The 21929-nt window shown below is 65.1% G+C and carries 29 protein-coding genes; 3 read left to right on the top strand and 26 right to left on the bottom strand.

The window, feature by feature from the left end; translation table 11 throughout:
- Positions 1–112 precede the first annotated feature (112 nt).
- From OKW76_RS15690 to OKW76_RS15680, 3 genes are all read left to right on the top strand, one after another.
- A complete protein-coding gene (locus OKW76_RS15690; RefSeq protein WP_265549867.1) occupies positions 113–2449 on the top strand; it encodes a TonB-dependent receptor in 2337 nt (778 codons plus the stop codon).
- A 113-nt stretch (positions 2450–2562) separates the two neighbouring features.
- On the top strand, positions 2563–3780 hold the full coding sequence (locus tag OKW76_RS15685; protein WP_265549865.1) for a dipeptidase: 1218 nt from the start codon (positions 2563–2565) through the stop codon (positions 3778–3780).
- 177 nt (positions 3781–3957) lie between these two features.
- Complete coding sequence (locus tag OKW76_RS15680) at positions 3958–4395, top strand: DUF4168 domain-containing protein (protein WP_265549863.1); 438 nt, start codon at positions 3958–3960, stop codon at positions 4393–4395.
- A gap of 50 nt (positions 4396–4445) precedes the next feature.
- Here OKW76_RS15680 and dmeF read toward each other — a convergent pair whose 3' ends face one another.
- The 26 genes from dmeF to rplP all read right to left on the bottom strand — a co-directional run bounded on the left by dmeF (position 4446) and on the right by rplP (position 21922).
- On the bottom strand, positions 4446–5402 hold the full coding sequence (gene dmeF, locus OKW76_RS15675) for a CDF family Co(II)/Ni(II) efflux transporter DmeF (RefSeq protein ID WP_265549861.1): 957 nt from the start codon (positions 5400–5402) through the stop codon (positions 4446–4448).
- A complete protein-coding gene (locus OKW76_RS15670) occupies positions 5399–5674 on the bottom strand; it encodes a metal/formaldehyde-sensitive transcriptional repressor (protein WP_265549859.1) in 276 nt (91 codons plus the stop codon). Before OKW76_RS15670 ends, dmeF begins: the two co-directional genes overlap by 4 nt.
- Before the next feature lie 45 nt (positions 5675–5719).
- Positions 5720–6280, bottom strand: a complete 561-nt coding sequence (locus OKW76_RS15665; RefSeq protein WP_265549857.1) for a septal ring lytic transglycosylase RlpA family protein — start codon at positions 6278–6280, stop codon at positions 5720–5722.
- Positions 6281–6332: 52 nt separating this feature from the next.
- The gene (gene guaA / locus OKW76_RS15660; RefSeq protein WP_265549855.1) at positions 6333–7889 is read right to left on the bottom strand and encodes a glutamine-hydrolyzing GMP synthase; all 1557 of its coding nucleotides are present in this window, start codon (positions 7887–7889) and stop codon (positions 6333–6335) included.
- A 55-nt stretch (positions 7890–7944) separates the two neighbouring features.
- Positions 7945–8154 (bottom strand): DUF2283 domain-containing protein, encoded by a 210-nt coding sequence (locus OKW76_RS15655; RefSeq protein WP_265549853.1) that lies wholly within the window; start codon positions 8152–8154, stop codon positions 7945–7947.
- Positions 8155–8415: 261 nt separating this feature from the next.
- Positions 8416–10569 (bottom strand): prolyl oligopeptidase family serine peptidase, encoded by a 2154-nt coding sequence (locus tag OKW76_RS15650; protein ID WP_265549851.1) that lies wholly within the window; start codon positions 10567–10569, stop codon positions 8416–8418.
- Between the two features lie 100 nt (positions 10570–10669).
- Positions 10670–11092, bottom strand: coding sequence for a 50S ribosomal protein L17 (rplQ, locus tag OKW76_RS15645; protein WP_265549849.1), 423 nt, complete (start codon positions 11090–11092; stop codon positions 10670–10672).
- A 175-nt stretch (positions 11093–11267) separates the two neighbouring features.
- Positions 11268–12332, bottom strand: coding sequence for a DNA-directed RNA polymerase subunit alpha (locus tag OKW76_RS15640; RefSeq protein ID WP_033921090.1), 1065 nt, complete (start codon positions 12330–12332; stop codon positions 11268–11270).
- A gap of 102 nt (positions 12333–12434) precedes the next feature.
- Complete coding sequence (gene rpsK / locus OKW76_RS15635; RefSeq protein ID WP_033921091.1) at positions 12435–12824, bottom strand: 30S ribosomal protein S11; 390 nt, start codon at positions 12822–12824, stop codon at positions 12435–12437.
- Positions 12825–12887: 63 nt separating this feature from the next.
- Entirely contained in the window at positions 12888–13256 is a 369-nt protein-coding gene (gene rpsM / locus OKW76_RS15630; protein WP_265549846.1) for a 30S ribosomal protein S13, read from the bottom strand.
- 158 nt (positions 13257–13414) lie between these two features.
- Positions 13415–13990 (bottom strand): Uma2 family endonuclease, encoded by a 576-nt coding sequence (locus OKW76_RS15625; protein WP_265553035.1) that lies wholly within the window; start codon positions 13988–13990, stop codon positions 13415–13417.
- Positions 13991–14046: 56 nt separating this feature from the next.
- Positions 14047–14694, bottom strand: coding sequence for an adenylate kinase (locus tag OKW76_RS15620; RefSeq protein ID WP_265549844.1), 648 nt, complete (start codon positions 14692–14694; stop codon positions 14047–14049).
- A 36-nt stretch (positions 14695–14730) separates the two neighbouring features.
- Complete coding sequence (secY, locus tag OKW76_RS15615) at positions 14731–16101, bottom strand: preprotein translocase subunit SecY (protein WP_265549842.1); 1371 nt, start codon at positions 16099–16101, stop codon at positions 14731–14733.
- 220 nt (positions 16102–16321) lie between these two features.
- The gene (gene rplO, locus OKW76_RS15610) at positions 16322–16879 is read right to left on the bottom strand and encodes a 50S ribosomal protein L15 (RefSeq protein WP_265549840.1); all 558 of its coding nucleotides are present in this window, start codon (positions 16877–16879) and stop codon (positions 16322–16324) included.
- A gap of 102 nt (positions 16880–16981) precedes the next feature.
- Positions 16982–17158: a 50S ribosomal protein L30 gene (gene rpmD / locus OKW76_RS15605; protein WP_033921099.1), complete on the bottom strand. Its 177-nt coding sequence runs from the start codon at positions 17156–17158 to the stop codon at positions 16982–16984.
- A 5-nt stretch (positions 17159–17163) separates the two neighbouring features.
- Positions 17164–17907, bottom strand: a complete 744-nt coding sequence (rpsE, locus tag OKW76_RS15600; protein WP_256506768.1) for a 30S ribosomal protein S5 — start codon at positions 17905–17907, stop codon at positions 17164–17166.
- Between the two features lies 1 nt (position 17908).
- Positions 17909–18265, bottom strand: a complete 357-nt coding sequence (rplR, locus tag OKW76_RS15595) for a 50S ribosomal protein L18 (RefSeq protein ID WP_033921100.1) — start codon at positions 18263–18265, stop codon at positions 17909–17911.
- Positions 18265–18798 carry a 50S ribosomal protein L6 gene (gene rplF / locus OKW76_RS15590; protein ID WP_256506767.1) on the bottom strand — a complete coding sequence of 178 codons (534 nt, stop codon included), beginning with the start codon at positions 18796–18798 and terminating at the stop codon, positions 18265–18267. Before rplF ends, rplR begins: the two co-directional genes overlap by 1 nt.
- Entirely contained in the window at positions 18798–19193 is a 396-nt protein-coding gene (rpsH, locus tag OKW76_RS15585; protein ID WP_033921102.1) for a 30S ribosomal protein S8, read from the bottom strand. Before rpsH ends, rplF begins: the two co-directional genes overlap by 1 nt.
- Before the next feature lie 9 nt (positions 19194–19202).
- Positions 19203–19508, bottom strand: coding sequence for a 30S ribosomal protein S14 (gene rpsN / locus OKW76_RS15580; RefSeq protein WP_256506766.1), 306 nt, complete (start codon positions 19506–19508; stop codon positions 19203–19205).
- A gap of 160 nt (positions 19509–19668) precedes the next feature.
- Positions 19669–20250, bottom strand: a complete 582-nt coding sequence (rplE, locus tag OKW76_RS15575; RefSeq protein ID WP_319937611.1) for a 50S ribosomal protein L5 — start codon at positions 20248–20250, stop codon at positions 19669–19671.
- Positions 20243–20560, bottom strand: coding sequence for a 50S ribosomal protein L24 (gene rplX / locus OKW76_RS15570; protein ID WP_265549838.1), 318 nt, complete (start codon positions 20558–20560; stop codon positions 20243–20245). The genes rplE and rplX overlap by 8 nt, the downstream gene beginning before the upstream one ends.
- Positions 20560–20928, bottom strand: coding sequence for a 50S ribosomal protein L14 (gene rplN, locus OKW76_RS15565; RefSeq protein WP_033921107.1), 369 nt, complete (start codon positions 20926–20928; stop codon positions 20560–20562). Before rplN ends, rplX begins: the two co-directional genes overlap by 1 nt.
- A 63-nt stretch (positions 20929–20991) precedes the next feature.
- A complete protein-coding gene (gene rpsQ / locus OKW76_RS15560) occupies positions 20992–21270 on the bottom strand; it encodes a 30S ribosomal protein S17 (protein ID WP_033921109.1) in 279 nt (92 codons plus the stop codon).
- A gap of 11 nt (positions 21271–21281) precedes the next feature.
- Positions 21282–21485 (bottom strand): 50S ribosomal protein L29, encoded by a 204-nt coding sequence (rpmC, locus tag OKW76_RS15555; RefSeq protein WP_033921110.1) that lies wholly within the window; start codon positions 21483–21485, stop codon positions 21282–21284.
- Between the two features lie 5 nt (positions 21486–21490).
- On the bottom strand, positions 21491–21922 hold the full coding sequence (gene rplP, locus OKW76_RS15550) for a 50S ribosomal protein L16 (protein ID WP_033921111.1): 432 nt from the start codon (positions 21920–21922) through the stop codon (positions 21491–21493).
- Positions 21923–21929: the final 7 nt, after the last annotated feature.

Below are 21929 nucleotides of genomic sequence, written 5' to 3'. Positions count from 1 at the left end.
CCAACCTTGCTGTCATCGAAGCGTCACGCGTTGTAACGCGCGCGTCACGGCTTTGCAGCGCAGCATTCATAACCGGCGCGCAAAGGCTCCCTCGAATCAACGGGGGTTACCAATGCCACATCGCCTTTCGCTCGCGGCCGTCCTGCTCGCGTCCACCGCCTTCGCCATGCCCGCCTTCGCGCAATCGGCGCTGCAGGATAACGTCGAAACCCCCAACGCGCCGGCGGAGGATTCGAACGAGATCATCGTCACCGCGCAGAAGATCGAACAGCGTCTGGTCGACGTGCCGATCACCATCTCGGCGGTGTCGGGCGAACGGATGGCCGAACTCGGCGTCAGCGATCTCGACGAGCTGTCGAACTTCATCCCGGGCCTCAACGTCCAGGAGCAGAGCGCGAACAACCCTGGCATCGTGATCCGCGGCATCACCTCGGACTCGGGGTCGTCGCAGCAGGCGCCGCGCGTCACGCTCTATTACAACGGCGTCGACATCGCGCGCTCGCGCGGGTCGTACCAGGCGATCTACGACATGGAGCGGATCGAGGTCATCAAGGGGCCGCAGGCGACGCTGTTCGGCACCGCATCGGCGGTCGGCGCGATCAGCATGACCTCGGCGCGCCCGCGCGAGGGTTTCTCGGGCGCGATCACCGCGGGCTATGGCAATTATGACTCGACGATCCTGTCGGGCTTCATCAACGGCGGCTCGGACGTCTTCGCCGGCCGCATCGCCTTCGAATATAAGAAGCGCGACGGATTCGTGGAAAACCTCTCGCCCAACCAGGACGAGGAATTGTACGCGCAGGACCAGCTCGGTATCCGCGCCTCGATCCGCTACACGCCTACCGACCGCTTCACGCTCGACATTATCGGCACCTATGACCGCCAGCGCAACGGCGGCACCCCGTTCGTCTCGCGCGCGCTGCCCACGCAGGCGGGTCCCGGCAATCCGTTCGGCCAGGCGAACCTTGGCGGCGCACCCGATTCGGCGGCGGTGCTGGGCGCCGATCAGCTCGGCCTCGATCGCGACGTGTACGACTTCAACCTGACCGCCAGCTACGAACTGACCGACAGCCTGACCTTCACCACCGTCAACGGCTACCGCGACTTCGACAGCCTCGAAATCTTCGACGCCGATGGTTCGGCGGCCTGGTATCTCGAATTCGCCGAACTCGCCAAGGGCTGGCAGGCGAGCCACGAGGGCCGCTTCAACTACAACGACCCGCAATGGCGCGCGTCGTTCGGCTGGAACGTGTTCATCGAGGACTCGATCCAGAACGTGCCATTCTCGGCCGAAGAGGGCATCTTTCTCGAATGCGCCGCTAATGCCACCGCTGCGCTGGGCTTCAATATCCCGTGCATCGACGCCGCCGGGCAGGTTCAGGCAGCGCAGGCGACCGCGATCCTTTCGCAGGGCCGGCTCACGCAGGTGCCCTACAGTTCGGTGTTCGAGAATCAGGGGCAGAACGACAGCTATTCGGTGTTCGCCGACACCACCTGGATCCCGATGCCCGCGCTCGAACTCACCGCCGGTGTCCGCGTGCTGATCGAACAGCGCAAGTCGGGCTTCTTCGCGCGGGTGCCGCGCACTCGCCTCACCAACGCCGCGTCGTTGATCCCCGGCCAGATCGACACGCGCGGTCAGACCTTCTTCGCGCAGGAAAGCTTTGCTGCGGTGCTGCCGCGCTTCAATGCGCTGCTTCGCCTGTCGGACGACATCAACGTGTACGCCACCGTGTCGAAGGGCCGCCGCTCGCCAGTGGTGCAGGTCAACGCCCGCAACGCCGCCAGCGGCCCTGCGCGCAACCTGCAAGTCGTTCCCGAGGAAATCGTCTGGAACTATGAGGGCGGGATCAAGGGCAATGTCGGCCCGGTTTCGGGAACGCTCGGCGTCTATTACCAGAAATATGACGGCTTCCAGGTCAGCGTCCAGCTGCCCACCGGCATGACCCAGACGCAGAGCGCGGGCACCGCGAGCAACCTCGGCGTCGAGGCCGAACTCAGCGTCCGTCCGACCTCGTGGCTCAACGTGTTCGCCAACGGATCGTACATCGATGGCGGGATCGACGAGGGCAACAACTTCGCCCCCACCTTCTCGGGCGCGCGCTTCCGCCTCCAGCCCGAATGGCAGGCAGCGGCAGGCTTCACGATCGATGCCCCGGTCGGCAACGGGATGCGCTTCTTCGCCACCCCGACGGTCACCTATCGCAGCCGCATCTTCTTCGAGGTGCCCAACAATCTGGCGATCTCGCAGGGGCCGGTGACCCTGGTCAACGCCCGCGCGGGCGTCAGCTTCATGGACGAGCGTTTCGAGCTGGCGGGCTTCATCCGCAACGCCACCGACGAAGAATATCTGCTCGACGCGGGCAATACCGGGGGCGGCTTCGGCATCCCCACCTTCATCCGCGCCGAACCGCGCTTCTACGGCGGGCAGCTCACCGCCCGCTTCTGAAGTACCGGCTTGCTCCCTGCCCTTTTCGGGCGGGGGGCAGGTTCGGCCTATGCATCGCCCCTCCCCCGCGACATGATGCGCGCTTTGCGCGACATGGCCGGGGTGGGTACGATATGAAAAGATTGCTTGGGGTTTCGCTGGCACTGGTTCTTGCCGCCCCCGCACTGGCGCAGACCGCCAGCCCCAGCCCCACTCCCGACGCCGCCGCGCGGCTCGAACGCTTCCTCGCCACCCGGCCGGTGGTCGATGGCCACAACGACCTGCCGTGGGAATTGCGCGACCAGCATGGCGGCAGGGTCGAAACCACCGACCTCTCGGCCAATGGCGACAAGCTCGTTCCCCCCGTCCAGACCGACATCGCCCGGCTACGCGCGGGCGGCTATGGCGGGCAATTCTGGTCGCTCTGGATCCCCGCGACGATCACCGGCGCCGAGGCGGTGAAGACCACCCGCGAGCAAATCGCGCTCGTCCGCCGGCTGGTCGCGCGCTACCCCAACGACCTCGCGCTCGCCACCACCAGCGCCGAGGTCCGCGCCGCGCGGCAGGCGGGGCGGATCGCCTCGCTGATGGGGATAGAAGGCGCTCACCAGATCGCCGACAACGATTTGTCGCTGCTGCGCGACTATCGCCAGGCGGGCGTCCTCTACATGACGCTGACGCATTCGAAGAACGTCTCCTGGGCCGACAGCGCCACCGACACCCCCAATGTCCGCGGCCTCACCCCCTTTGGCCTCGAGGTGATCGCCGAGATGAACCGGATCGGCATGCTGGTCGATCTCAGCCACGTTTCGGCCGACACCGCCAAGGCCGCGCTCGCCGCCACCCGCGCGCCGGTGATCTTCTCGCATTCGAACGCCTTCGCGGTGAACCCGCACCCGCGCAACGTGCCCGACGACGTGCTGCGGCTGACCGCGGCGAATGGCGGCGTGGTGATGGTCAATGTCTATCCGGTGTTCGTCTCGGCCGCCTATGCCGAATGGAACGCGAAGCGCGGCGCCGAAGCGAAGCGGCTGGGAATCGAAACCGACGATGCCGGCATGGGCGCCTGGACCGCCGCCAACCCCGCCCCGCGAGTCACCGCCGCCGACGTCGCGGCGCATGTCGAGCATATCGCGCGCATCGCCGGGCGCGATCATGTCGGGCTGGGGGGCGATTACGACGGCATCGGCGGCACCGGCCCCGAGGGGATGAAGGGCGCCGATGGCTGGCGGCTGCTGTTCGCCGAGCTGATCCAGCGCGGCTGGTCGGACGCCGACCTCGCGAAGCTGGCGGGCGGCAACGTGCTACGCGTGCTCGCCAGGGCCGAAGCTGTGGCGGGCGGAAAAAGCTAGTCGGCCAATATCATGGACCGCGGACGAAGCGGTATCGAGCTGCGATGAGATGATTTCTTTGCGATGCCGATCGCGCGCAAGCAACCGCTCGCCGCGTCGACGTTGCGCCGCGCGGGGCGGCTCCCGATCTGGGTTCGGTAATTCAATGACACCGTATCAACTGCTCGGAGAACCGACATGAATACTTTCAATCGCACGCTGATCGCTGCCGGCATGATGGCAGTTGTTGCACCTGCATTTGCGCAGAGCATGGCGCCGACGCAGACGTCGCCCGATGCGCAGATGCAGCCCGCCCCCACAACGGGTGCACCGACGAGCTCGACCGCCCCGGCAACCGCGGCTCCCGCGACCGCCTCGGGCCCGATCAGCGATACCGATGTGAGCAAGTTCGCCAAGGCGGTGGTCGCAGTCGAGGCGATCCAGAAGGACACGACGATCGCGGCGGCCGACAAGCAGACCCAGATGGCCGAGAAGGTCCAAGCGACCGGACTTGATCCAGCGAAGTTTAACCAGATCGCGCAGACGATGCAGAGCGATACGGCGCTCCAGGCGAAGATCTCGGCCGCCGTCCAGGCCGAAAATGGCGGCGCGGCACCGGCACAGCCCGCACAATAATCGCTTGCTGCATGACGGCGCGGTCCCCCGAGGACCGCGCCGTTGTCGTGTCAGCGCACCGCGACCGACAGATGCGCCACCGCCGCGCCCGCGAGCCGGGCCCGCGCCAGCGCGCCCGCATCGGCGCCCGTCACCTCGACGATCGCCGCCCGCGCCCCCGCGCCGATCCGCCACACATGCAGGTCGGTAACGCGAACGTCTCCCGGCGCCTCCACCCGCGCGCGCAGATCGGCGACCAGCGCCTCGTCGCTCGCATCGAGCAGCACCGCCGCGGTATCGCGCAACAAACCCCACGACCAATGCGCGATCACCGCAGCGCCGACGATCCCGATCACCGGATCGAGCCAGTTCCACCCCAGATACCGCCCCGCGAGCAACGCGACGATCGCCAGCACCGAGGTCAGCGCATCGGCGAGCACGTGCAGATAGGCCGCGCGCAGATTATTGTCGTGCCCATGGCCATGCGCGTGGTCGGCATGGTCATGCTCGTGCCCGTGCTCGGCATGGTCGTGCGCATGCGAATGCCCGTGATGATGCCCGCCCGATAACAGCAACGCGCTCGCGAGGTTCACCAGCAGCCCCACTACGGCAACCACCGTCGCTTCGCCGAACGCCACGGTCCCCGGATCGAACAGCCGCCGCGCCGATTCGAGCGCGATCCCGCCGGCGAACAACATCAACACCAGCGCCGAGGCGAAGCCCGCGAGATCGCCAACCTTGCCCGTCCCAAAGCTGTAGCGCGGATCATGCGCGTGCCGCCGCGCATAGCGATAGGCGATCGCCGCCACCCCGAGCGCGCCGGCATGCGTCGCCATATGGAAGCCATCGGCGAGCAAAGCCATCGATCCGGTGGCATAGCCGGCGACGATCTCGACCACCATCATCGCGGCGGTCAGCAACACCACCCATTGCGTCCGCCGCGCATTGGCGTCGTGCGCCGCGCCCAGATAATCGTGCGAGCGCGAGCAGGGATGCGCCACTCGCGACGGTCCAACGGCGTCGCTCATCGGAAATGCCGTTTCAGCACCGTCGCGAGCTCGTCGGCCCCCGCAATCCGCTCGGCATCGCTCAGCCCCTGCGCCGCGACATGCTCGCGCAAATGCTCCTCGACCAGTTCGTCCATCAGCCCCGCTACCGCGCCGCGCACCGCGGCGACGAGGTGGATGGTCGTCGCGCAGGGCGCGTCGGCGGCGATCGCGCGCTCGATCGCGGCGACTTGCCCGGCGATCCGGCGGACGCGCGCGGTCATGCGATCGCTATCGGCAGCTATATGTCCCATAGGATAGGGGGGTACCCTATCGAGTCGAGCTTGCCAAGCCGTCGGCTACCGTGCGACCAGCCCTGCCCGCTCGCCCGCCGCCAATTGCGCGCGAAGATTTTCGAGCACCCTGCCGCTGACGGTAGGCCGTTCGCTAGCCGGCTTTCCCGCGCGCAACCGCGCGGCGTCACGCGCGGGCGGATCGACCCGTCGAACGCGCACCGCACCGCCCCCCGCCACGCGCATCCCCAGCAGATCGGCGGCACCGCGCGACAGGTCGATCACCCGTCCGCGCGCGAACGGGCCGCGATCGTTGACGCGGACCAGGATCGTCCGCCCGGTCGTGAGCGCGGTGACCTCGACATAGCTCGGCAGCGGCAGCGTCTTGTGCGCCGCGCTGATCCCCTTGGGCCGGAACCGCTCGCCATTGGCGGTCTGGTTGCCCGATTCATTGCCGTACCAGCTGGCATAGCCAAGCTCGTCATAGCGTGGGTCCGCGGCGGGGACATAGGTTACCCCGCGCACCTTGTAGGGCGGCCCGATCCGGACCGGCGTATCGGCGACCGGCCGATAATCGCGCCCCGCGCAGCCCGCGAGCAGCAGCGCACCCGCCAGCGCCGCAGCCAACGGTCCGGCAGCTCGCGCCCTCTTGCTCACCCGCGCAGCGCCACCGCCGCGCTCATTCCCACTCGATCGTGCCCGGCGGCTTCGAGGTATAGTCATAGGTTACCCGGTTGATGCCGCGCACCTCGTTGATGATCCGCGTCGCGACGCGCGGCAGGAAATCGCCGGGGAAGCTGAAGGCTTCGGCGGTCATCCCGTCGGTCGAGGTCACCGCGCGCAGCGCCAGCACATTGTCGTAGGTACGCCCGTCGCCCATCACGCCGACGCTGCGCACCGGCAGCAGCACCGCGAACGCCTGCCAGATCGCATCGTACAGCCCGGCGTTGCGGATTTCCTCCAGATACACCGCGTCGGCCTTGCGCAGGATGTCGCAGCGTTCCTTGGTGACCTCGCCCGGAATGCGGATCGCAAGCCCCGGCCCGGGGAACGGATGCCGGCCGACGAAGATGTCGGGCAGCCCGAGTTCGCGGCCCAATGCGCGCACCTCGTCCTTGAACAATTCGCGAAGCGGCTCGACCAGCTTCATGTTCATCCGTGCCGGCAGGCCGCCGACATTGTGGTGGCTCTTGATCGTCACCGAAGGCCCGCCGGTGAAGCTGACGCTTTCGATCACGTCGGGATAGAGCGTCCCCTGCGCCAGGAACTCGGCGCCGCCGACCTTCTTGGCTTCGGATTCGAAGACGTCGATGAAGGTCTTGCCGATGAACTTGCGCTTCGCTTCGGGATCGGTGACCCCGGCCAGCCCGCTCAGGAACAACGTCTCGGCGTTCACATGGACCAGCGGGATGTTGTAATGGTTGCGGAACAGGCTGACCACCTGATCGGCCTCGCTGGCGCGCATCAGCCCGTGATCGACGAACACGCAGGTGAGCTGCTCGCCGATCGCCTCGTGGATCAGCACCGCCGCCACCGCCGAATCGACGCCGCCCGACAGGCCGCAGATGACGCGCCCGCTGCCCACTTGCGCACGGATCTCGGCGATCTTGGCGTCGCGGAACTCGGCCATCGTCCAATCGCCCGACAGGCCACAGACATGCCGCGCGAAATTGGCGATCAGCTTGCCGCCGTCGGGGGTGTGGACCACTTCGGGGTGGAATTGCATCGCGTAATAGCGCCGTGAATCGTCGGCGATCACCGCATAGGGCGCGCCCGCGCTGGCGGCGACGGGGCGAAAGCCCGGTGCGAGCTCGGTCACCTTGTCGCCATGGCTCATCCAAACCTGGTGCGTCTCGCGCTCGGCCCACATCCCGTCGAACAGCGCGCAGCTATCGGCGATCTCGATAAAGGCGCGCCCGAACTCGCCCGATTCGCCACGCATCACCTGCCCGCCCAGCTGCTGCATCATCACCTGCTGGCCATAGCAGATGCCCAGCACCGGCAGCCCGCTGTCGAAGATCGCCTGCGGCACCCGCGGGCTTTCCTCGTCGAGTACCGAAGCCGGGCTGCCCGACAGGATGACCCCCGCAGGCTGCATCCGCTCGAAGGCTTCGGCGGCGGTGGTGAACGGTGCGATCTCCGAATACACGCCAGCCTCGCGCACGCGGCGCGCGATGAGCTGGGTGACCTGGCTACCGAAGTCGACGATCAGGATGGATTGCGAAGGGGTTTGCATGGCAAGCGCATAGCGACGCCGGCGGGGTTGGGGAAGGTGGTTGTCGCCGCCGGGGTCAGGCGGCCTTGCGTGCCAGCGGTACGCCCGTCGTTTCGAGCGAACCCAAATCGAACCGGCTGGCTCCATCAATATCGAGCCCCACCAGCGTCCCGTCACCAGCGAAATCAGCGATCACGCCCTCAGAAATCTCACGTGACTCGGTGCCGGGGACGTCCTGCAGCTCAATATAGAGACTGTCGGTATCGGCATAGTAATGGAGCTTCATCCGATGTCCTTCCGAAAGTTGCGGTCGAGAAAAGCGTTGTGCACGGTCTCGCCATCCTCAAGCCGACGACGCGCAGCATACGCGATACGGCTTCGCCCGGCAAAACGACCTCTATCCACAAGCGCTGCCGGCCATCCTCCTGAACGACCCGTTGGTGCGGAGAAGCTATCGCTGCCTCGCACCAGGCCGGGTCGATATAGGGTCGCTTCCGAAGAACTTGCTCGGTGAAATATCGAGTCGTTTTCACCGCAACCTCATTCCCTATCGAACCGGTTTCACCTCCAACCCAGTCCACTTGGCAGCGAACGCCCACAGATCGGCCGTCTCCTCGATGATCTTGTCGGTCGGCTTGCCCGAACCATGGCCTGCGCGGGTTTCGATGCGGGCGAGGTGCGGCTTGGGGCCGATGTCGCTCGCCTGGAGCATTGCGGTGTATTTGAAGGTGTGGCCGGGCACCACGCGATCGTCGGTGTCGGCGGTGGTCGCCAGGATCGCCGGATAGGTCTTGCCCGCAGCGACATTGTGATAGGGCGAATAGGCGCGCAGCACCTTGAAATCGGCTTCCTTCGATGGATAGCCGTAATCATCGACCCAATAGCGCCCGGCGGTGAAGCGATCGAAGCGCAGCATGTCCATCACCCCCACCGCGGGCAGCGCGGCGGCGAACAGGTCGGGGCGCTGGTTGACCACCGCACCCACCAGCAGCCCGCCATTCGACCCACCCTGGATCGCCAGCTGGTCCTTGCCGGTGATGCCTTGGGCGATCAGATATTCGCCCGCGCCGATGAAATCGTCGAACACATTCTGCTTGTTCGCCAGGCGGCCGCCGTCGTGCCAGGTCTTGCCATATTCGCCGCCGCCGCGAATGTTGGCGACCGCAAGCACCCCGCCCTGCTCCATCCACGCAACGCGCGAAGCCGAGAAGCCCGGCAGCACCGGCACGTTGAAACCGCCATAGGCATAGAGCAACGTCGGCGCAGGGCCGGTCACGTCCTTGCGCTTCACCACGAACATCGGAACCTTGGTCCCGTCCTTCGATGCGTAGAAGCGTTGCTCGACGACATAGTTCGCCGGATCGAACGCCACCTTGGGGCTGGCCCATGGGCTCGCCTGGCCGGTCTTCACGTCATAGCGATAGACGGTGCTCGGCGTCGCGAAGCTGGTGAAGACGAAGAAGGTCTCGGGATCGTCCTGATCACCGCCAAAGCCGCCCGCGGTACCGATCCCGGGCAGATCGACCTTGCCCACCATCTTGCCGTCGAGCGCGTAGCGCCGCACCTCGGTCTTGGCATCGACCAGATAGCTGGCAACCAGCATCCCGCCGACGATGCCCGCGCCCTGTAGCACCGCCGCATCCTCGGCGATCAGGTCGCGCGGGGTCGGCGTCGCGGCGCTGACGTCCATCGTCACGATCTTCGATCGCGGCGCGTCCTTGTTGGTCGACCAATAGAAGGTCGTCCCCTGGTTGCCGACGAGGCTCCACTCGTTCTCGAGCCCCTTCACCAGCTTGCGCGGGGTACGCATGGCGTCCTGCAGGTCGATCAGCGTGACTTCGTAGCGATTGTCGGTGCCCTCGGTGGTGGTGACCACCAGATAGCGGCCATCGTCGGTGACCTGCGCCGTATGGCTGCGCTTGGGCGTCTCGGGGGTGGCATAGATCAGCTGGTCGGCGGCCTGCGCGGTGCCCAGCTTGTGGAAATACACCGCCTGGTTCTCGTTCAGTGCCTGGAACTGCTGGTCGGCGGCGGGCGCGGGGAAGCGCGAATAGAAGAAGCCCGACCCGTCCTTGGCCCAAACCAGGGTCGAGAACTTCACCCATTCGACCTTGTCGGCGAGCGGCTTGCCGCTCGCGACGTCGAGCACCTGCACCGTCCGCCAGTCAGAACCGCCGTCCTGCACGCTGTACAGCAGATGCTTGCCGTCCTCCGAAGGCTCCCATTCGCCCAGCGCGGTCGCGCCGTCCTTCGACCAGCCATTGGGATCGAGCAGCAACCGCCCCTGCCCGTCGACGCTGTCGCGGACATACAGCACAGCCTGGTTCTGCAGCCCCGAATTATAGCTGTAGAAATAGCGGCCGCCCTTCTTGGTCGGCACGCCGAAGCGTTCGTAATCGAACAGCGCCTTCAGCCGCGCCTGAAACAGGTCGCGGCCGGGCAAAGTCGCGATATAGGCGTCGGTCAGCTTGTTCTGGTCGGCGACCCATTTGGCGACCTCGACATCGTTGCGGACGTCGTTCTCGAGCCAGCGATAGGGATCGGCGACCTTCTCGCCGAACTGTTCGTCGGCCACGTCGGTGCGGCGGGTCTGCGGGTAATCGATCGTCGGCATCGCGGCGCGGGTCTCCTGTGGGGCGGAAGCGGCATAGGTCGGAGCGACGAACAGCAGCGGCAAGAGGGCGAGCGAAACACGACGCATGAAGGGGATCTCCGCAGAAACGAGAAAGGCCGCACCCTAATGGGCACGGCCTTTCTGGCAAGTCAGCTATTCCCCCCGCGACGGGAGGACCTCAGGCCGATCAGCCCTCGTCGCTGTAATCGTCGTCCGACATTACCGGACCCGAATCCAGGCCCTTGGCGCTGACGTCGCGATCGACGAATTCGATGATCGCCATCGGCGATGCGTCCGAAGCGCGCGGGCCGGCCTTGATGATGCGGGTATAGCCACCGGGGCGGTCGGCATAGCGCGATGCCAGCACGTCGAACAACTTGATCAACTGGGCATCGTCGAGCAACCGGGCATGTGCCAGACGGCGGTTCGACAGGCCGCCCTTCTTCGCCAGCGTCACCAACTTCTCGACATAGGGGCGAAGCTCCTTTGCCTTGGCGACGGTGGTGGTGATCTGCTCATGCTTGATGAGGGCAGCCGACATGTTGCGGAACAGCGCGATGCGATGTGCCGAGGTCCGTTGCAGCTTACGGCCGCCTACGCGATGACGCATGATATTTCCTTCGTTCGTTAAGGGGCCGTTCGACGGGACCCCAGACCAGGTGGGGACGGCAGCCCACCCAAATTAACCGTCACCCCGGCGAAAGCTGGGGCCTTCAAGAGAAGCGCATATCCCTCGCCGCAATGGACCCCAGCTTTCGCCGGGGTGACGGCAAGGGATGCTGCAATCACCCCATGATTTCCTGCTCGAGCTTCTTGGCCATCTCTTCGATGTTCTCGGGCGGCCAGCCAGGAATCTCCATCCCCAGGCGAAGCCCCATGCCCGAAAGCACTTCCTTGATCTCGTTGAGCGACTTGCGACCGAAATTCGGCGTGCGCAGCATCTCGGCTTCGGTCTTCTGAACCAGATCGCCGATATAGATGATGTTGTCGTTCTTGAGGCAGTTGGCCGAACGCACCGACAGCTCCAACTCGTCGACCTTCTTGAGAAGGTAACGGTTGATCGTCGCGGTATCGCCAGGCGTTTCTGCAGCGGCAACCGGCAGGCCCGCCGAAACCGGCGCGCTGCGGGTCATCGCCGAATCGTCGAAGTGGACGAACAGCGACAGCTGGTCCTGAAGAATGCGACCGGCATAGGCCACCGCATCGTCAGGGGTCACGGTGCCATCGGTCTCGATCGTCAGCGTCAGCTTGTCGTAATCGAGCTCCTGCCCGACGCGGGTGTTCTCGACCTTGTAGCTGACCTGGCGCACCGGCGAATACAGCGCGTCGATGGGGATCAGCCCGATCGGTGCGTCGGCCGGACGGTTGGCGGCCGCAGGCACATAACCCTTCCCGACGTCAGCCGTCAGCTCCATGTTGAGCGTCGCGCCTTCATCAAGGTGGCACAGCACCAGCTTGGGGTTCATCACTTCGATGTCGCCCGAAACGGCGATGTCACCCGCAGTGACGGTCGCAGGACCGGTCGCCGACAGCTGGAGCCGCTTGGGGCCTTCGCCCTGCATGCGGATCGCCAGCTGCTTCACGTTCAGCACGATGTCGGTGACGTCCTCGCGGACCCCCGCCAGCGACGAGAATTCGTGCAGCACGTTCTCGATCTTGATCGAGGTGACCGCAGCACCCTGCAGCGACGACAGCAACACGCGGCGCAGCGCGTTGCCGAGCGTCAGGCCAAAGCCCCGCTCGAGCGGTTCGGCGATGAAGGTCGCCTTGCGCTTGGTATCGCCACCGGCCTTCTTTTCGAGACCGCTGGGCTTCTTCAGCTCCTGCCAGTTCTTTGCATTGACAGACACAGGCTTCCCCTGGGTTGGGCGGGAATGGGACTCTCCCGCCGAAAAGCCGCGTGGGCGCGCGGCTCGCAATGCTGCGAAGCCGCCCGCCCACGCATAATCGAATTAGACGCGGCGGCGCTTCGAAGGACGAACGCCGTTGTGCGGGATCGAGGTCACGTCGCGGATCGACGTGATCTGGAAACCGACCGCCTGCAGCGCGCGAAGCGCCGACTCGCGGCCCGAACCCGGACCCTTCACTTCGACTTCGAGCGTGCGGACGCCGTGCTCGGCAGCCTTCTTGCCCGCGTCTTCGGCGGCGACCTGGGCGGCATAGGGAGTCGACTTGCGGCTGCCCTTGAAGCCCATCGTGCCGGCCGACGACCACGAGATCGTGTTGCCCTGCGCGTCGGTGATGGTGATCATCGTGTTGTTGAAGCTCGCGTTCACATGCGCGACGCCCGAGGAGATGTTCTTGCGTTCGCGCCGACGAAGGCGCTGCGGTTCACGTGCCATTTTACTGTCCTGATATCCTGAATAGCGTAAGCGAGCCGCGACGATGCCGCCGCGGCTTCAAGCTTACTTCTTCTTGCCGGCGATCGCCTTCGACTTGCCCTTGCGGGTGCGCGCATTAGTATGCGTGCGCTGGCCGCGCACCGGCAGGCCCTTGCGATGACGAAGCCCACGATAGCAGGCCAGATCCATCAGACGCTTGATATTCATCGCGGTCTGGCGACGAAGATCACCTTCCACCGTGTGGGTGGCGTCGATCGTCTCGCGGATCTGCAGCACTTCGGCGTCGGTGAGGTCCTGTACCCGGCGTTCGGGAACGATGCTCAATGCCTCGGTGATCTGCTTGGCCTTTGCGGGGCCGATGCCGTGGATATACTGCAGCGCGATGACGACGCGCTTGTTGGTCGGGATGTTGACACCCGCAATACGAGCCATGAACTATATTCTCCCAGCTCCACGGGCACGGCATGGCAGCACGCGCCCATCTCGTAGCGTTAATTCCGAAACGAACGACACCGACGGTCGCGTAAACGCGCCGCCGGGATGACCGGTGCTTCGGAAGGATTGGCAGTTAAGCCGCGAGTCGTCGGCTGTCAAGCGAGCCGGGCGCTGTCAAGCACGATTTGCGGAACCAATTTCGATGCAACGCGTGCGCCGAACGGATGGACCCCGACGCCGGCATAGCCCTCGGGCGTCGGGTCGGTCATCTGGTGGATCGCGCGGTTATTGAGATCGACGACCCAATATTCAGCAACCCCATAGGATCCGTAGAGCGCCGCCTTGCGCTTGAGATCATGCCCTAACGAGGAGTCAGAAATCTCGATCGCGATCCGAGCAGCGTCCAGCTCGACGAATTTGTCGCCCACTTCGGGTCCGACCACCACCAGGTCGGGCTCAGGCAAGCTATGATGGCCCAACCGCATCGAAACCGTGCCGATGACCTCCAGGTGGAGTCCAGCCTCTTTAATTGCCGCCTCGATCAGCGAACAAAGCACCCGCGACGCGCGCGCATGGGGGACATGCAGAGGGCTCATCTGATATATGTCCCCATCGATCAGCTCATGACGGCCGTGCTCGAAAAAGAAGCCGGCATCATCGAGCGCAAGGAACTCCTCTACCGTCAGCTTGTAACGGGTCGGCTCCGCAACAGGGAAGTGCTCTTGGCCCATGCCGGCCACGATATCATCCGTTGGGCAAGCCGACAACGGCCGGCACCAGCCTACCCCTACCCGCCCAGCACGCCCTCGATCGCCGCGGTCACCTGTGCGATGTCGGCCATGCCGTCGATCCGCGTGACGAGCCCGCGCGCGTCGTAGATCGGCAGGATCGGTGCGGTCTTGGCGCGATATTCGGCCATCCGGGTGCGCACCGTCTCGGCATTGTCGTCGGGGCGGCGCTTGAACTCGGTCGATCCGCACACGTCGCACAGGCCGGCGACCAGCGTCGGCTTGAACACGTCGTGATAGCCCGCACCGCAATTGCCGCAAGTGAAGCGCCCGGTGATCCGCTCGACCAGCGCATCCTCGTCGACCACCAGCTCGATCACATAATGAAGCTCGCGCCCGCGATCGGCCAGCAGCGTGTCGAGCGCCTCGGCCTGCGCCGCGGTACGCGGATAGCCGTCGAAGATCACCCCGGTCTCGGCGGGCAGCTCGTCGAGCCGCTCGCCAATGATCCCCGATACGATCGCGTCGGACACCAGCCCGCCCGAATCCATCACCGCCTTGGCCTCGAGCCCGACCGGCGTGCCCGCCTTCACCGCCGCGCGCAGCATGTCGCCGGTCGAGAGCTGGACCATGCCATGCTCGCGTTCGAGCCGGCTCGCCTGGGTGCCCTTGCCCGCGCCTGGCGGTCCCAGCAGGATGATGTTCAAGCCTCTTCCCCTATTCGTACGCTTGGGCGCGCGGCTTTAGCGCGCGCGACCGCCCTTGAGCTTCGCCTTCTTGATCAGGTCGCCATACTGGTGCGCCAGCAAATGCGACTGGATCTGCGTCACCGTATCCATGGTTACGTTGACCACGATGAGAAGGCTAGTGCCACCAAGGTAGAAGGGGATGCTGAGTGCCGACACCAGATATTCGGGCACCAGGCAGATGAAGGTCAGGTACGCCGCACCGATCACGGTGATCCGCGTCAGCACATAATCGAAATAGGTCTCGGTGCTCTTGCCCGGGCGGATGCCGGGGATGAAGCCGCCATAGCGCTTCAGATTGTCCGCGGTCTCCTCGGGATTGAACACCACCGAGGTGTAGAAGAACGAGAAGAAGACGATGCCCAGGCCGTACAGCAGCATGTACACCGGGCTGCCATGGGTGAGGTACTGGTTCAGCCCGATCACGAAATCGTTCATGAACCCGCCCTCGCCGCTGGCCGCGCTCTGGCCGGCGAACTGGCTGACGGTGAGCGGCATCAGCAGCAGCGACGAGGCGAAGATCGGCGGGATGACGCCCGCGGTGTTGATCTTGAGCGGCAAATGGCTGCGCTCGGCCTGCACCCCGCGCGCGGTCTGGCGCTTGGGATATTGGATCAGGATGCGGCGCTGGGCGCGCTCCATGAAGCAGATTAGCAGGATCAGCCCGATCACCGCGACCATGATGGCGACCAGGCGAACCGGGTCCATCGTGCCGGTGCGGCCGCCTTCGAACAGCTGGACCAGCGTCGTCGGCAGATGCGCGACGATGCCCGCCATGATGATCAGCGAAATGCCGTTGCCGATACCGCGGCTGGTGATCTGCTCACCCAGCCACATCAGGAACATCGTGCCGCCGATCAGCGAAATGACCGCGCTGATGCGGAACAACATGCCCGGCTCGACCACCGCCTGCGCGCCTTGCGTGGCACCGAACGCCTCGAGGCCGACCGCGATGAAATAGCCCTGGACCGCGGTCAGGCCGACGGTGCCGTAGCGGGTATACTGGTTGAGCTTCTTGCGCCCGCTCTCGCCTTCCTTCTTGATCGCCGCCAGCGTGGGGCTGAGCGAGGAAGCGAGCTGCACCACGATCGAGGCGGTGATGTAGGGCATCACGCCGAGCGCGATGATCGACATCCGCTCGAGCGCTCCGCCGGAGAAGGTGTTGAAAAAATCCATGACGCCGCCCTGCGTCTGCTGCGCGAGCAGATTGAGCTGGGTCGGATCGATGCCGGGCAGCGGCACGTAGCTGAGCATCCGGAAGATGATGAGCGCGCCCAGCGTGAACCAGAGCCGCTTCTTGAGCTCGGTCGCCTTGCCGAATTTCGACAGGTTCAGGCTGGTCGCCATTTGATCGGCTGCGGATGCCATATGTGGTGTGTCCCGGGAATCAGCGGGCGGAACTTTCGCCCATGTCGCGAGTGCATATAGGCGGTCGGGGCGCGTTGTCTAACCCGGCCGGTCCAAGCTGCCGCGCAAAATCCCCCTCCCGCGCGCGGGAGGGGTTAGGGGAGGGCCTGTCCGCGAGCACCGAAGCTCTAGCCGACACCCTCCCCCGCCCCCTCCCGCAAGCGGGAGGGGAGACAGAAGGTTACGCCTTCTTGGCGGCGGCCTTCTTGGCTTCCTTGTCGGCGATCCGCTCGAGGCGAACCTTACCCTTCTTGGCGGCAGCCTTCTCGCCGGGCGAGACCAGCTCGATCACCTCGACCGAACCGCCGGCCTTTTCGACGGCTTCCTTGGCGCCCTTCGAGGCACCAGCAACGACGAACGACAGCTTGGCCGAGAAATCGCCCTTGGCGAGGAGGCGAACGCCGTCCTTGCCGCCGCGCGTCAGGCCGGTTGCGGTCAGCAGCGCCTGGTCGATCGTCGCACCCGCTTCGATCTTGCCCAGGTCGATCGCCTTCTGGATCATGCCCAGGTTGATCTCGGCATAGTCCTTGGCGAAGGGGTTGTTGAACCCGCGCTTCGGCAGCCGCATGTGGAGCGGCATCTGGCCGCCCTCGAAGCCGTTGATCGCGACGCCCGAGCGCGCCTTGGCACCCTTCTGGCCGCGGCCGGCGGTCTTGCCCACGCCCGAACCGATGCCACGGCCGACGCGTACGCGCTCCTTGCGGGCGCCCTTGTTATCGCGGATGTCGTTGAGTTTCATGATCGTGCACTCGCTTTCGCTTTTGTCGCGCTGACATTGGGGTAAAAACAGGAAGGGGGCCGATAGCCCCCTTCCCTCATTCTGTCACTGGCAGTGGAGGAATTATTCCTCGACCGACAGCATGTGATGGACCTTCCGGATCATCCCGCGCACCTCGGGGGTGTCGTCGAGCTCGACCGTCTTGTGCATCTTGTTGAGCCCCAGCCCGATCAGCGTTGCACGCTGGCTCGGGTCGCGGCGGATGGGCGAACCCGTCTGGGTAATCTTCACCTTGGCCATGTCGCTCACTCCACGACCGCTGCGGCATCGGCCTCGGCGGTCTGTGAACCACCACGGCCGAGCAGGTCGGCGATCTTCTTGCCGCGACGCTGCGCGACGCTCTTGGGCGAGGTCTGCTCGCCCAGCGACTCGAAGGTTGCGCGGATCATGTTGTACGGGTTCGACGTGCCGGTCGACTTGGTCACCACGTCGGCGACGCCGAGCGCCTCGAACACGGCGCGCATCGGACCGCCGGCGATGATGCCGGTACCAGCAGGTGCCGAACGCAGATACACCAGGCCTGCGCCGAAGTGACCGACGCCGTCGTGATGCAGCGTACGACCGTCGCGCAGCGGCACGCGGATCATCGCCTTCTTGGCAGCTGCCGTCGCCTTCGAGATCGCCTCGGGCACTTCGCGCGCCTTGCCATGACCAAAGCCGACACGGCCCTTGCCATCGCCGACGACGACGAGCGCTGCAAAGCCGAAGCGCTTGCCGCCCTTTACCGTCTTCGAAACGCGGTTGATGTGCACCAGCTTCTCGATCAGCTCTTCGCCGCCATCGTCGCTGCCGCCGCGATTGTCGCGCCGGTTGCCGCCACGATTGTCGCGACCGCCACCACGGTTGTTGTTGCCACCGGGGCCGCCGCCGGGGCCGCCACGGCCACGACCGCCGCGCGGACCGCGCGGAGGACCGCCAGGACCGTCCTGGGGAGGAGCCGAAGCGGGCGCGGCTGCCGAAGCGCCGGTCGGGTTGTTGTCGTCCGCCATATTAGAACTCCAATCCGCCTTCACGCGCGGCTTCCGCCAGCGCCTTCACGCGACCATGATACAGGAAGCCGCCACGATCGAAGACGACCTGGGTGACGCCGGCGGCCTTCGCCGCCTCGGCCAGGCGCTTGCCGACATCGGCTGCGGTCTCGACATTGGCCTTCGCGCTGTCGCGGAAGTCCTTGTCGAGGCTCGATGCCATCGCCAGCGTGCGGCCGGCGACGTCGTCGATCACCTGCGCATAGATATGCTGGCCCGAACGATGGACCGACAGACGCGGCCGACCACCGCCACGCGCCCGAAGCGCGGTACGGTTGCGGCGGCGCCGCTTCTCGAAGAGAGACATGCCCTTGGTCATTACTTCTTCTTCCCTTCCTTGCGGAAGATGAACTCGCCGTCGTACTTGATGCCCTTGCCCTTGTACGGCTCGGGCTTGCGCCAGCGACGGATCTCGGCGGCCAGCTGGCCGACCTTCTGCTTGTCGGAGCCGCTGATCTCGACCGTGGTCGCATCAGGCGTCTTCACCTCGATGCCCTCGGGCACCTCGATGTTGACGTCGTGGCTGTAGCCCAGCTGCAGCTTCAGGTTCTTCCCCTGGGCCGCGGCACGATAGCCGACGCCGGTGATGATCAGCTTCTTGGTGAAACCGTCGGTCACGCCGGTCACCAGGTTCTGCACCATGGTCCGCTGCATGCCCCAGAACGCACGCGCACGCTTGGTGTCGTTCGCTGGGGTGACGGCGATGCCGCCATCGACATTTTCATACTTGATGTCGTCGAACAGCGGCATCGTCAGCGTGCCCTTGGGGCCCTTGACGCTGATCTGCTCGCCGTCGATCGTCGCGGTCACGCCCGCAGGGACGCTGACCGGCTTCTTGCCGATGCGGCTCATCAGAATACCTCCGCGAGCACTTCGCCACCGACATTCTGTTCGCGCGCTTCGGCGTCGGACAGAACGCCACGCGGCGTCGATACGATGGTGATGCCAAGGCCGTTGCGGACCTTGGGCAGTTCCTGCGAGCCCGAATAGACCCGGCGACCGGGCTTCGAAACGCGCGCGACATGCTTGATCGCGGGCTGGCCCTCGAAATATTTCAGCTCGATGCGGATGCCGGCCGCGGGGCCCATTTGCTCTTCGCTGTAGCCACGAATATAGCCCTCGCGCTGAAGCACGTCGAGCACGCGAGCCCGCAGCTTCGAAGCGGGCGTAAGGACGGAGTCCTTGCGCGCGCGCTGGCCGTTGCGGATGCGGGTGAGCATGTCACCCAGTGGATCGGTCAAAGCCATGTCAGGTCCTTACCAGCTCGACTTCGTGACGCCGGGGATCAGGCCCTTGTTGGCCAGATCGCGCAGCATGACGCGGGCAAGACGGAACTTGCGGTAATAGCCGCGCGGGCGGCCGCTAAGCTCGCACCGGTTGCGGATGCGGGTCGGGTTGCCGTTGCGCGGCAGCTCGGCCATCTTCAGGCGCGCCATCAGACGCTCCGTGTCATCGAGGTCGCGGTCGTTCGCAATGGCCTTCAGCGCCGCGTACTTCGGGGCATACTTCTTGACCAGCTTGCGCCGCTTCTCGTTCTTGTTGATCGAACTCAGTTTCGCCATCGACTTAAGCTCTCTTTCCTTATGCTCCCTCTCCCGCTTGCGGGAGAGGGTCGGGGTGAGGGTCTGTAACCCCCAGCATTGATTTGGTGAAGGCCAGGCCCTCACCCTTCCGCCGCTTGCGCGGCTCCCTCCCTCTCCCGCCAGCGGGAGCGGGACAGAATTACGCCGCCTGCTTCTCTTCTTCTTCGTTCTTGGGGAACGGGAAGCCGAACAGGCGAAGCAGCTCACGCGCTTCGTCGTCGGTGCGCGCGGTGGTGGTCACGATCACGTCCATGCCGCGCACCTTGTCGATGCGGTCATAGTTGATCTCGGGGAACACCAGCTGCTCCTTCAGGCCGCAGGCATAGTTGCCGCGTCCGTCGAAGCTCTTGGGGTTCAGCCCGCGGAAATCGCGAACGCGCGGCAGCGCGATCGTGATGAAGCGGTCGAGAAACTCGTACATGCGCTCGCGGCGAAGCGTTACCTTCACGCCGATCGGCATCCCCTCACGCAGCTTGAAGGTCGCGACCGACTTCTTCGCCTTGGTGATGACGGGCTTCTGGCCGGCGATCAGCTCCATTTCGGACGCCGCCTGCTCGACCTTCTTCTTGTCCTGCGTCGCTTCGCCAACGCCCATGTTTAGGACGATCTTGTCGATGCGCGGGATTTCCATCGCGTTCTTGTAGCCGAACTTCTCGGTCATCGCCTTGGCGATTTCCGCGTCGTACTTGGCCCGCATCCGCGGAATATACTTATCAGCCACCGATGACCTCCCCGGTCTTGACCGCAACGCGAACCTTCTTGCCGTCGCGCTCTTCGAAACGGACGCGCGTCGCCTTGCCGTCGCCGGTCACGTGCGCGACCTTCGAGATGTGCAGCGGTGCTTCCGAACGCTCGAGGCCGCCCTGCGGCTGCCCCTGCGAAGGCTTCTTGTGGCGGACGGCGATGTTCACGCCCTGGACCACGACCTTCTCGTCGCGCGGCATCGAACGGACGACCTCACCGGTCTTGCCCTTGTCCTTGCCCGACAGGACGACGACGCGGTCGCCCTTCTTGATCTTTGCGGCAGACATTACAGAACCTCCGGCGCCAGGCTGATGATCTTCATGTAGCCACGGCCACGCAGCTCGCGAACCACCGGGCCAAAGATACGGGTGCCGATCGGCTCCTCGTTCTTGTTGACCAGCACCGCGGCGTTGCCGTCGAAGCGGATGACCGAGCCATCGGCGCGGCGGATATCCTTGCGCGTGCGGACGATGACGGCGCGATGCACGTCACCCTTCTTCACGCGGCCACGGGGTGCTGCTTCCTTGACGCTGACGACGATCACGTCGCCAACACCGGCCACGCGACGCTTAGAGCCGCCCAGCACCTTGATGCACTGCACCCGCTTCGCGCCGCTATTGTCAGCGACGTCGAGATTGGACTGCATTTGGATCATCGATCCGTATCCTTCTCAATATGGGGTGGATTCCGACCCAGCCCCGCCTTCTACAATGGTGGCTTAGGCTTCCGCCGCTGCCGCCGTCTCTTCGGGAGTGGCATGGACGTTCACACGATCCACGACCTTCCACGTCTTCAGCTTCGAAATCGGTGCGGTCTCTTCGATCCGTACCGTCTCGCCCTCACGATAGGCATTCACCTCGTCGTGAGCGTGATACTTCTTCGTCCGGCGGATGATCTTGCCGTAGAGCGGGTGCTTCACCTTACGCTCGACGCTTACCACCACCGTCTTGTCGGTCTTGTCCGAGACGATCATCCCGGTCAGCACACGCTTCGGCATGTCGTTTCCTCTTACTTGGCGGACGAGCGCTGACGCTCGCCCTGCAAGGTCTTGATACGGGCGATGTCGCGACGGACTTCCTTGACCCGGCTCGGCTTTTCGAGCTGGCTGGTCGCCGCCTGAAAGCGCAGGTTGAATGCCTCGCGCTTCAGGTTGCCCAGATCGTCGGTCAGCTGGTCGTCGGTCTTGACGCGCATGTCGGTAGGCTTGGTCATCTCAATCAACCCTCCAGGTGCGAGGTGTCGCCGAGACGGGCAACGACCTTCACCTTGATCGGCAGCTTCATCGCCGCCCGCTCGAATGCTTCTGCCGCAAGCGGGCCGGGAACGCCGTCCAGCTCGAACAGAATACGACCCGGCTTCACGCGCGCTGCCCAATATTCAAGGGCACCCTTGCCCGAGCCCATGCGGACTTCGGCGGGCTTCGACGACACCGGAAGGTCGGGGAAGATGCGGATCCACAACCGCCCCTGACGCTTGATGTGACGCGTGATCGCGCGGCGAGCCGCCTCGATCTGGCGCGCGGTGATCCGCTCGGGTTCCATCGCCTTCAGGCCGTACGACCCGAAGTTCAGCGTTGCGCCACCCTTGGCATCGCCCTTGATCCGGCCCTTGAAGGCCTTGCGGAACTTGCTCTTTTTCGGTTGCAGCATTGCCTAA

The sequence above is a fragment of the Sphingomonas sp. S1-29 genome (genome assembly GCF_026167545.1).
Taxonomy (GTDB): Bacteria; Pseudomonadota; Alphaproteobacteria; order Sphingomonadales; family Sphingomonadaceae; genus Sphingomonas.
The sequence above is the reverse complement of the archived record's forward strand: the minus strand, read 5'-3'. Positions and strand labels throughout refer to the sequence as shown.

Excerpts from the sequence above, each read along its gene's own strand:
- OKW76_RS15690 (WP_265549867.1), top strand. The coding sequence starts at position 113 with ATGCCACATCGCCTTTCGCTCGCGGCCGTCCTGCTCGCGTCCACCGCC.
- OKW76_RS15685 (WP_265549865.1), top strand. The coding sequence starts at position 2,563 with ATGAAAAGATTGCTTGGGGTTTCGCTGGCACTGGTTCTTGCCGCCCCC.
- OKW76_RS15680 (WP_265549863.1), top strand. The coding sequence starts at position 3,958 with ATGAATACTTTCAATCGCACGCTGATCGCTGCCGGCATGATGGCAGTT.
- dmeF (WP_265549861.1), bottom strand. The coding sequence starts at position 5,402 with ATGAGCGACGCCGTTGGACCGTCGCGAGTGGCGCATCCCTGCTCGCGC.
- OKW76_RS15670 (WP_265549859.1), bottom strand. The coding sequence starts at position 5,674 with ATGGGACATATAGCTGCCGATAGCGATCGCATGACCGCGCGCGTCCGC.
- guaA (WP_265549855.1), bottom strand. The coding sequence starts at position 7,889 with ATGCAAACCCCTTCGCAATCCATCCTGATCGTCGACTTCGGTAGCCAG.
- OKW76_RS15655 (WP_265549853.1), bottom strand. The coding sequence starts at position 8,154 with ATGAAGCTCCATTACTATGCCGATACCGACAGTCTCTATATTGAGCTG.
- OKW76_RS15650 (WP_265549851.1), bottom strand. The coding sequence starts at position 10,569 with ATGCGTCGTGTTTCGCTCGCCCTCTTGCCGCTGCTGTTCGTCGCTCCG.
- rplQ (WP_265549849.1), bottom strand. The coding sequence starts at position 11,092 with ATGCGTCATCGCGTAGGCGGCCGTAAGCTGCAACGGACCTCGGCACAT.
- rpsK (WP_033921091.1), bottom strand. The coding sequence starts at position 12,824 with ATGGCACGTGAACCGCAGCGCCTTCGTCGGCGCGAACGCAAGAACATC.
- rpsM (WP_265549846.1), bottom strand. The coding sequence starts at position 13,256 with ATGGCTCGTATTGCGGGTGTCAACATCCCGACCAACAAGCGCGTCGTC.
- OKW76_RS15625 (WP_265553035.1), bottom strand. The coding sequence starts at position 13,990 with ATGGGCCAAGAGCACTTCCCTGTTGCGGAGCCGACCCGTTACAAGCTG.
- secY (WP_265549842.1), bottom strand. The coding sequence starts at position 16,101 with ATGGCATCCGCAGCCGATCAAATGGCGACCAGCCTGAACCTGTCGAAA.
- rplO (WP_265549840.1), bottom strand. The coding sequence starts at position 16,879 with ATGAAACTCAACGACATCCGCGATAACAAGGGCGCCCGCAAGGAGCGC.
- rpmD (WP_033921099.1), bottom strand. The coding sequence starts at position 17,158 with ATGGCCAAGGTGAAGATTACCCAGACGGGTTCGCCCATCCGCCGCGAC.
- rpsE (WP_256506768.1), bottom strand. The coding sequence starts at position 17,907 with ATGGCGGACGACAACAACCCGACCGGCGCTTCGGCAGCCGCGCCCGCT.
- rplR (WP_033921100.1), bottom strand. The coding sequence starts at position 18,265 with ATGACCAAGGGCATGTCTCTCTTCGAGAAGCGGCGCCGCCGCAACCGT.
- rplF (WP_256506767.1), bottom strand. The coding sequence starts at position 18,798 with ATGAGCCGCATCGGCAAGAAGCCGGTCAGCGTCCCTGCGGGCGTGACC.
- rpsH (WP_033921102.1), bottom strand. The coding sequence starts at position 19,193 with ATGGCTTTGACCGATCCACTGGGTGACATGCTCACCCGCATCCGCAAC.
- rpsN (WP_256506766.1), bottom strand. The coding sequence starts at position 19,508 with ATGGCGAAACTGAGTTCGATCAACAAGAACGAGAAGCGGCGCAAGCTG.
- rplX (WP_265549838.1), bottom strand. The coding sequence starts at position 20,560 with ATGTCTGCCGCAAAGATCAAGAAGGGCGACCGCGTCGTCGTCCTGTCG.
- rplN (WP_033921107.1), bottom strand. The coding sequence starts at position 20,928 with ATGATCCAAATGCAGTCCAATCTCGACGTCGCTGACAATAGCGGCGCG.
- rpsQ (WP_033921109.1), bottom strand. The coding sequence starts at position 21,270 with ATGCCGAAGCGTGTGCTGACCGGGATGATCGTCTCGGACAAGACCGAC.
- rpmC (WP_033921110.1), bottom strand. The coding sequence starts at position 21,485 with ATGACCAAGCCTACCGACATGCGCGTCAAGACCGACGACCAGCTGACC.
- rplP (WP_033921111.1), bottom strand. The coding sequence starts at position 21,922 with ATGCTGCAACCGAAAAAGAGCAAGTTCCGCAAGGCCTTCAAGGGCCGG.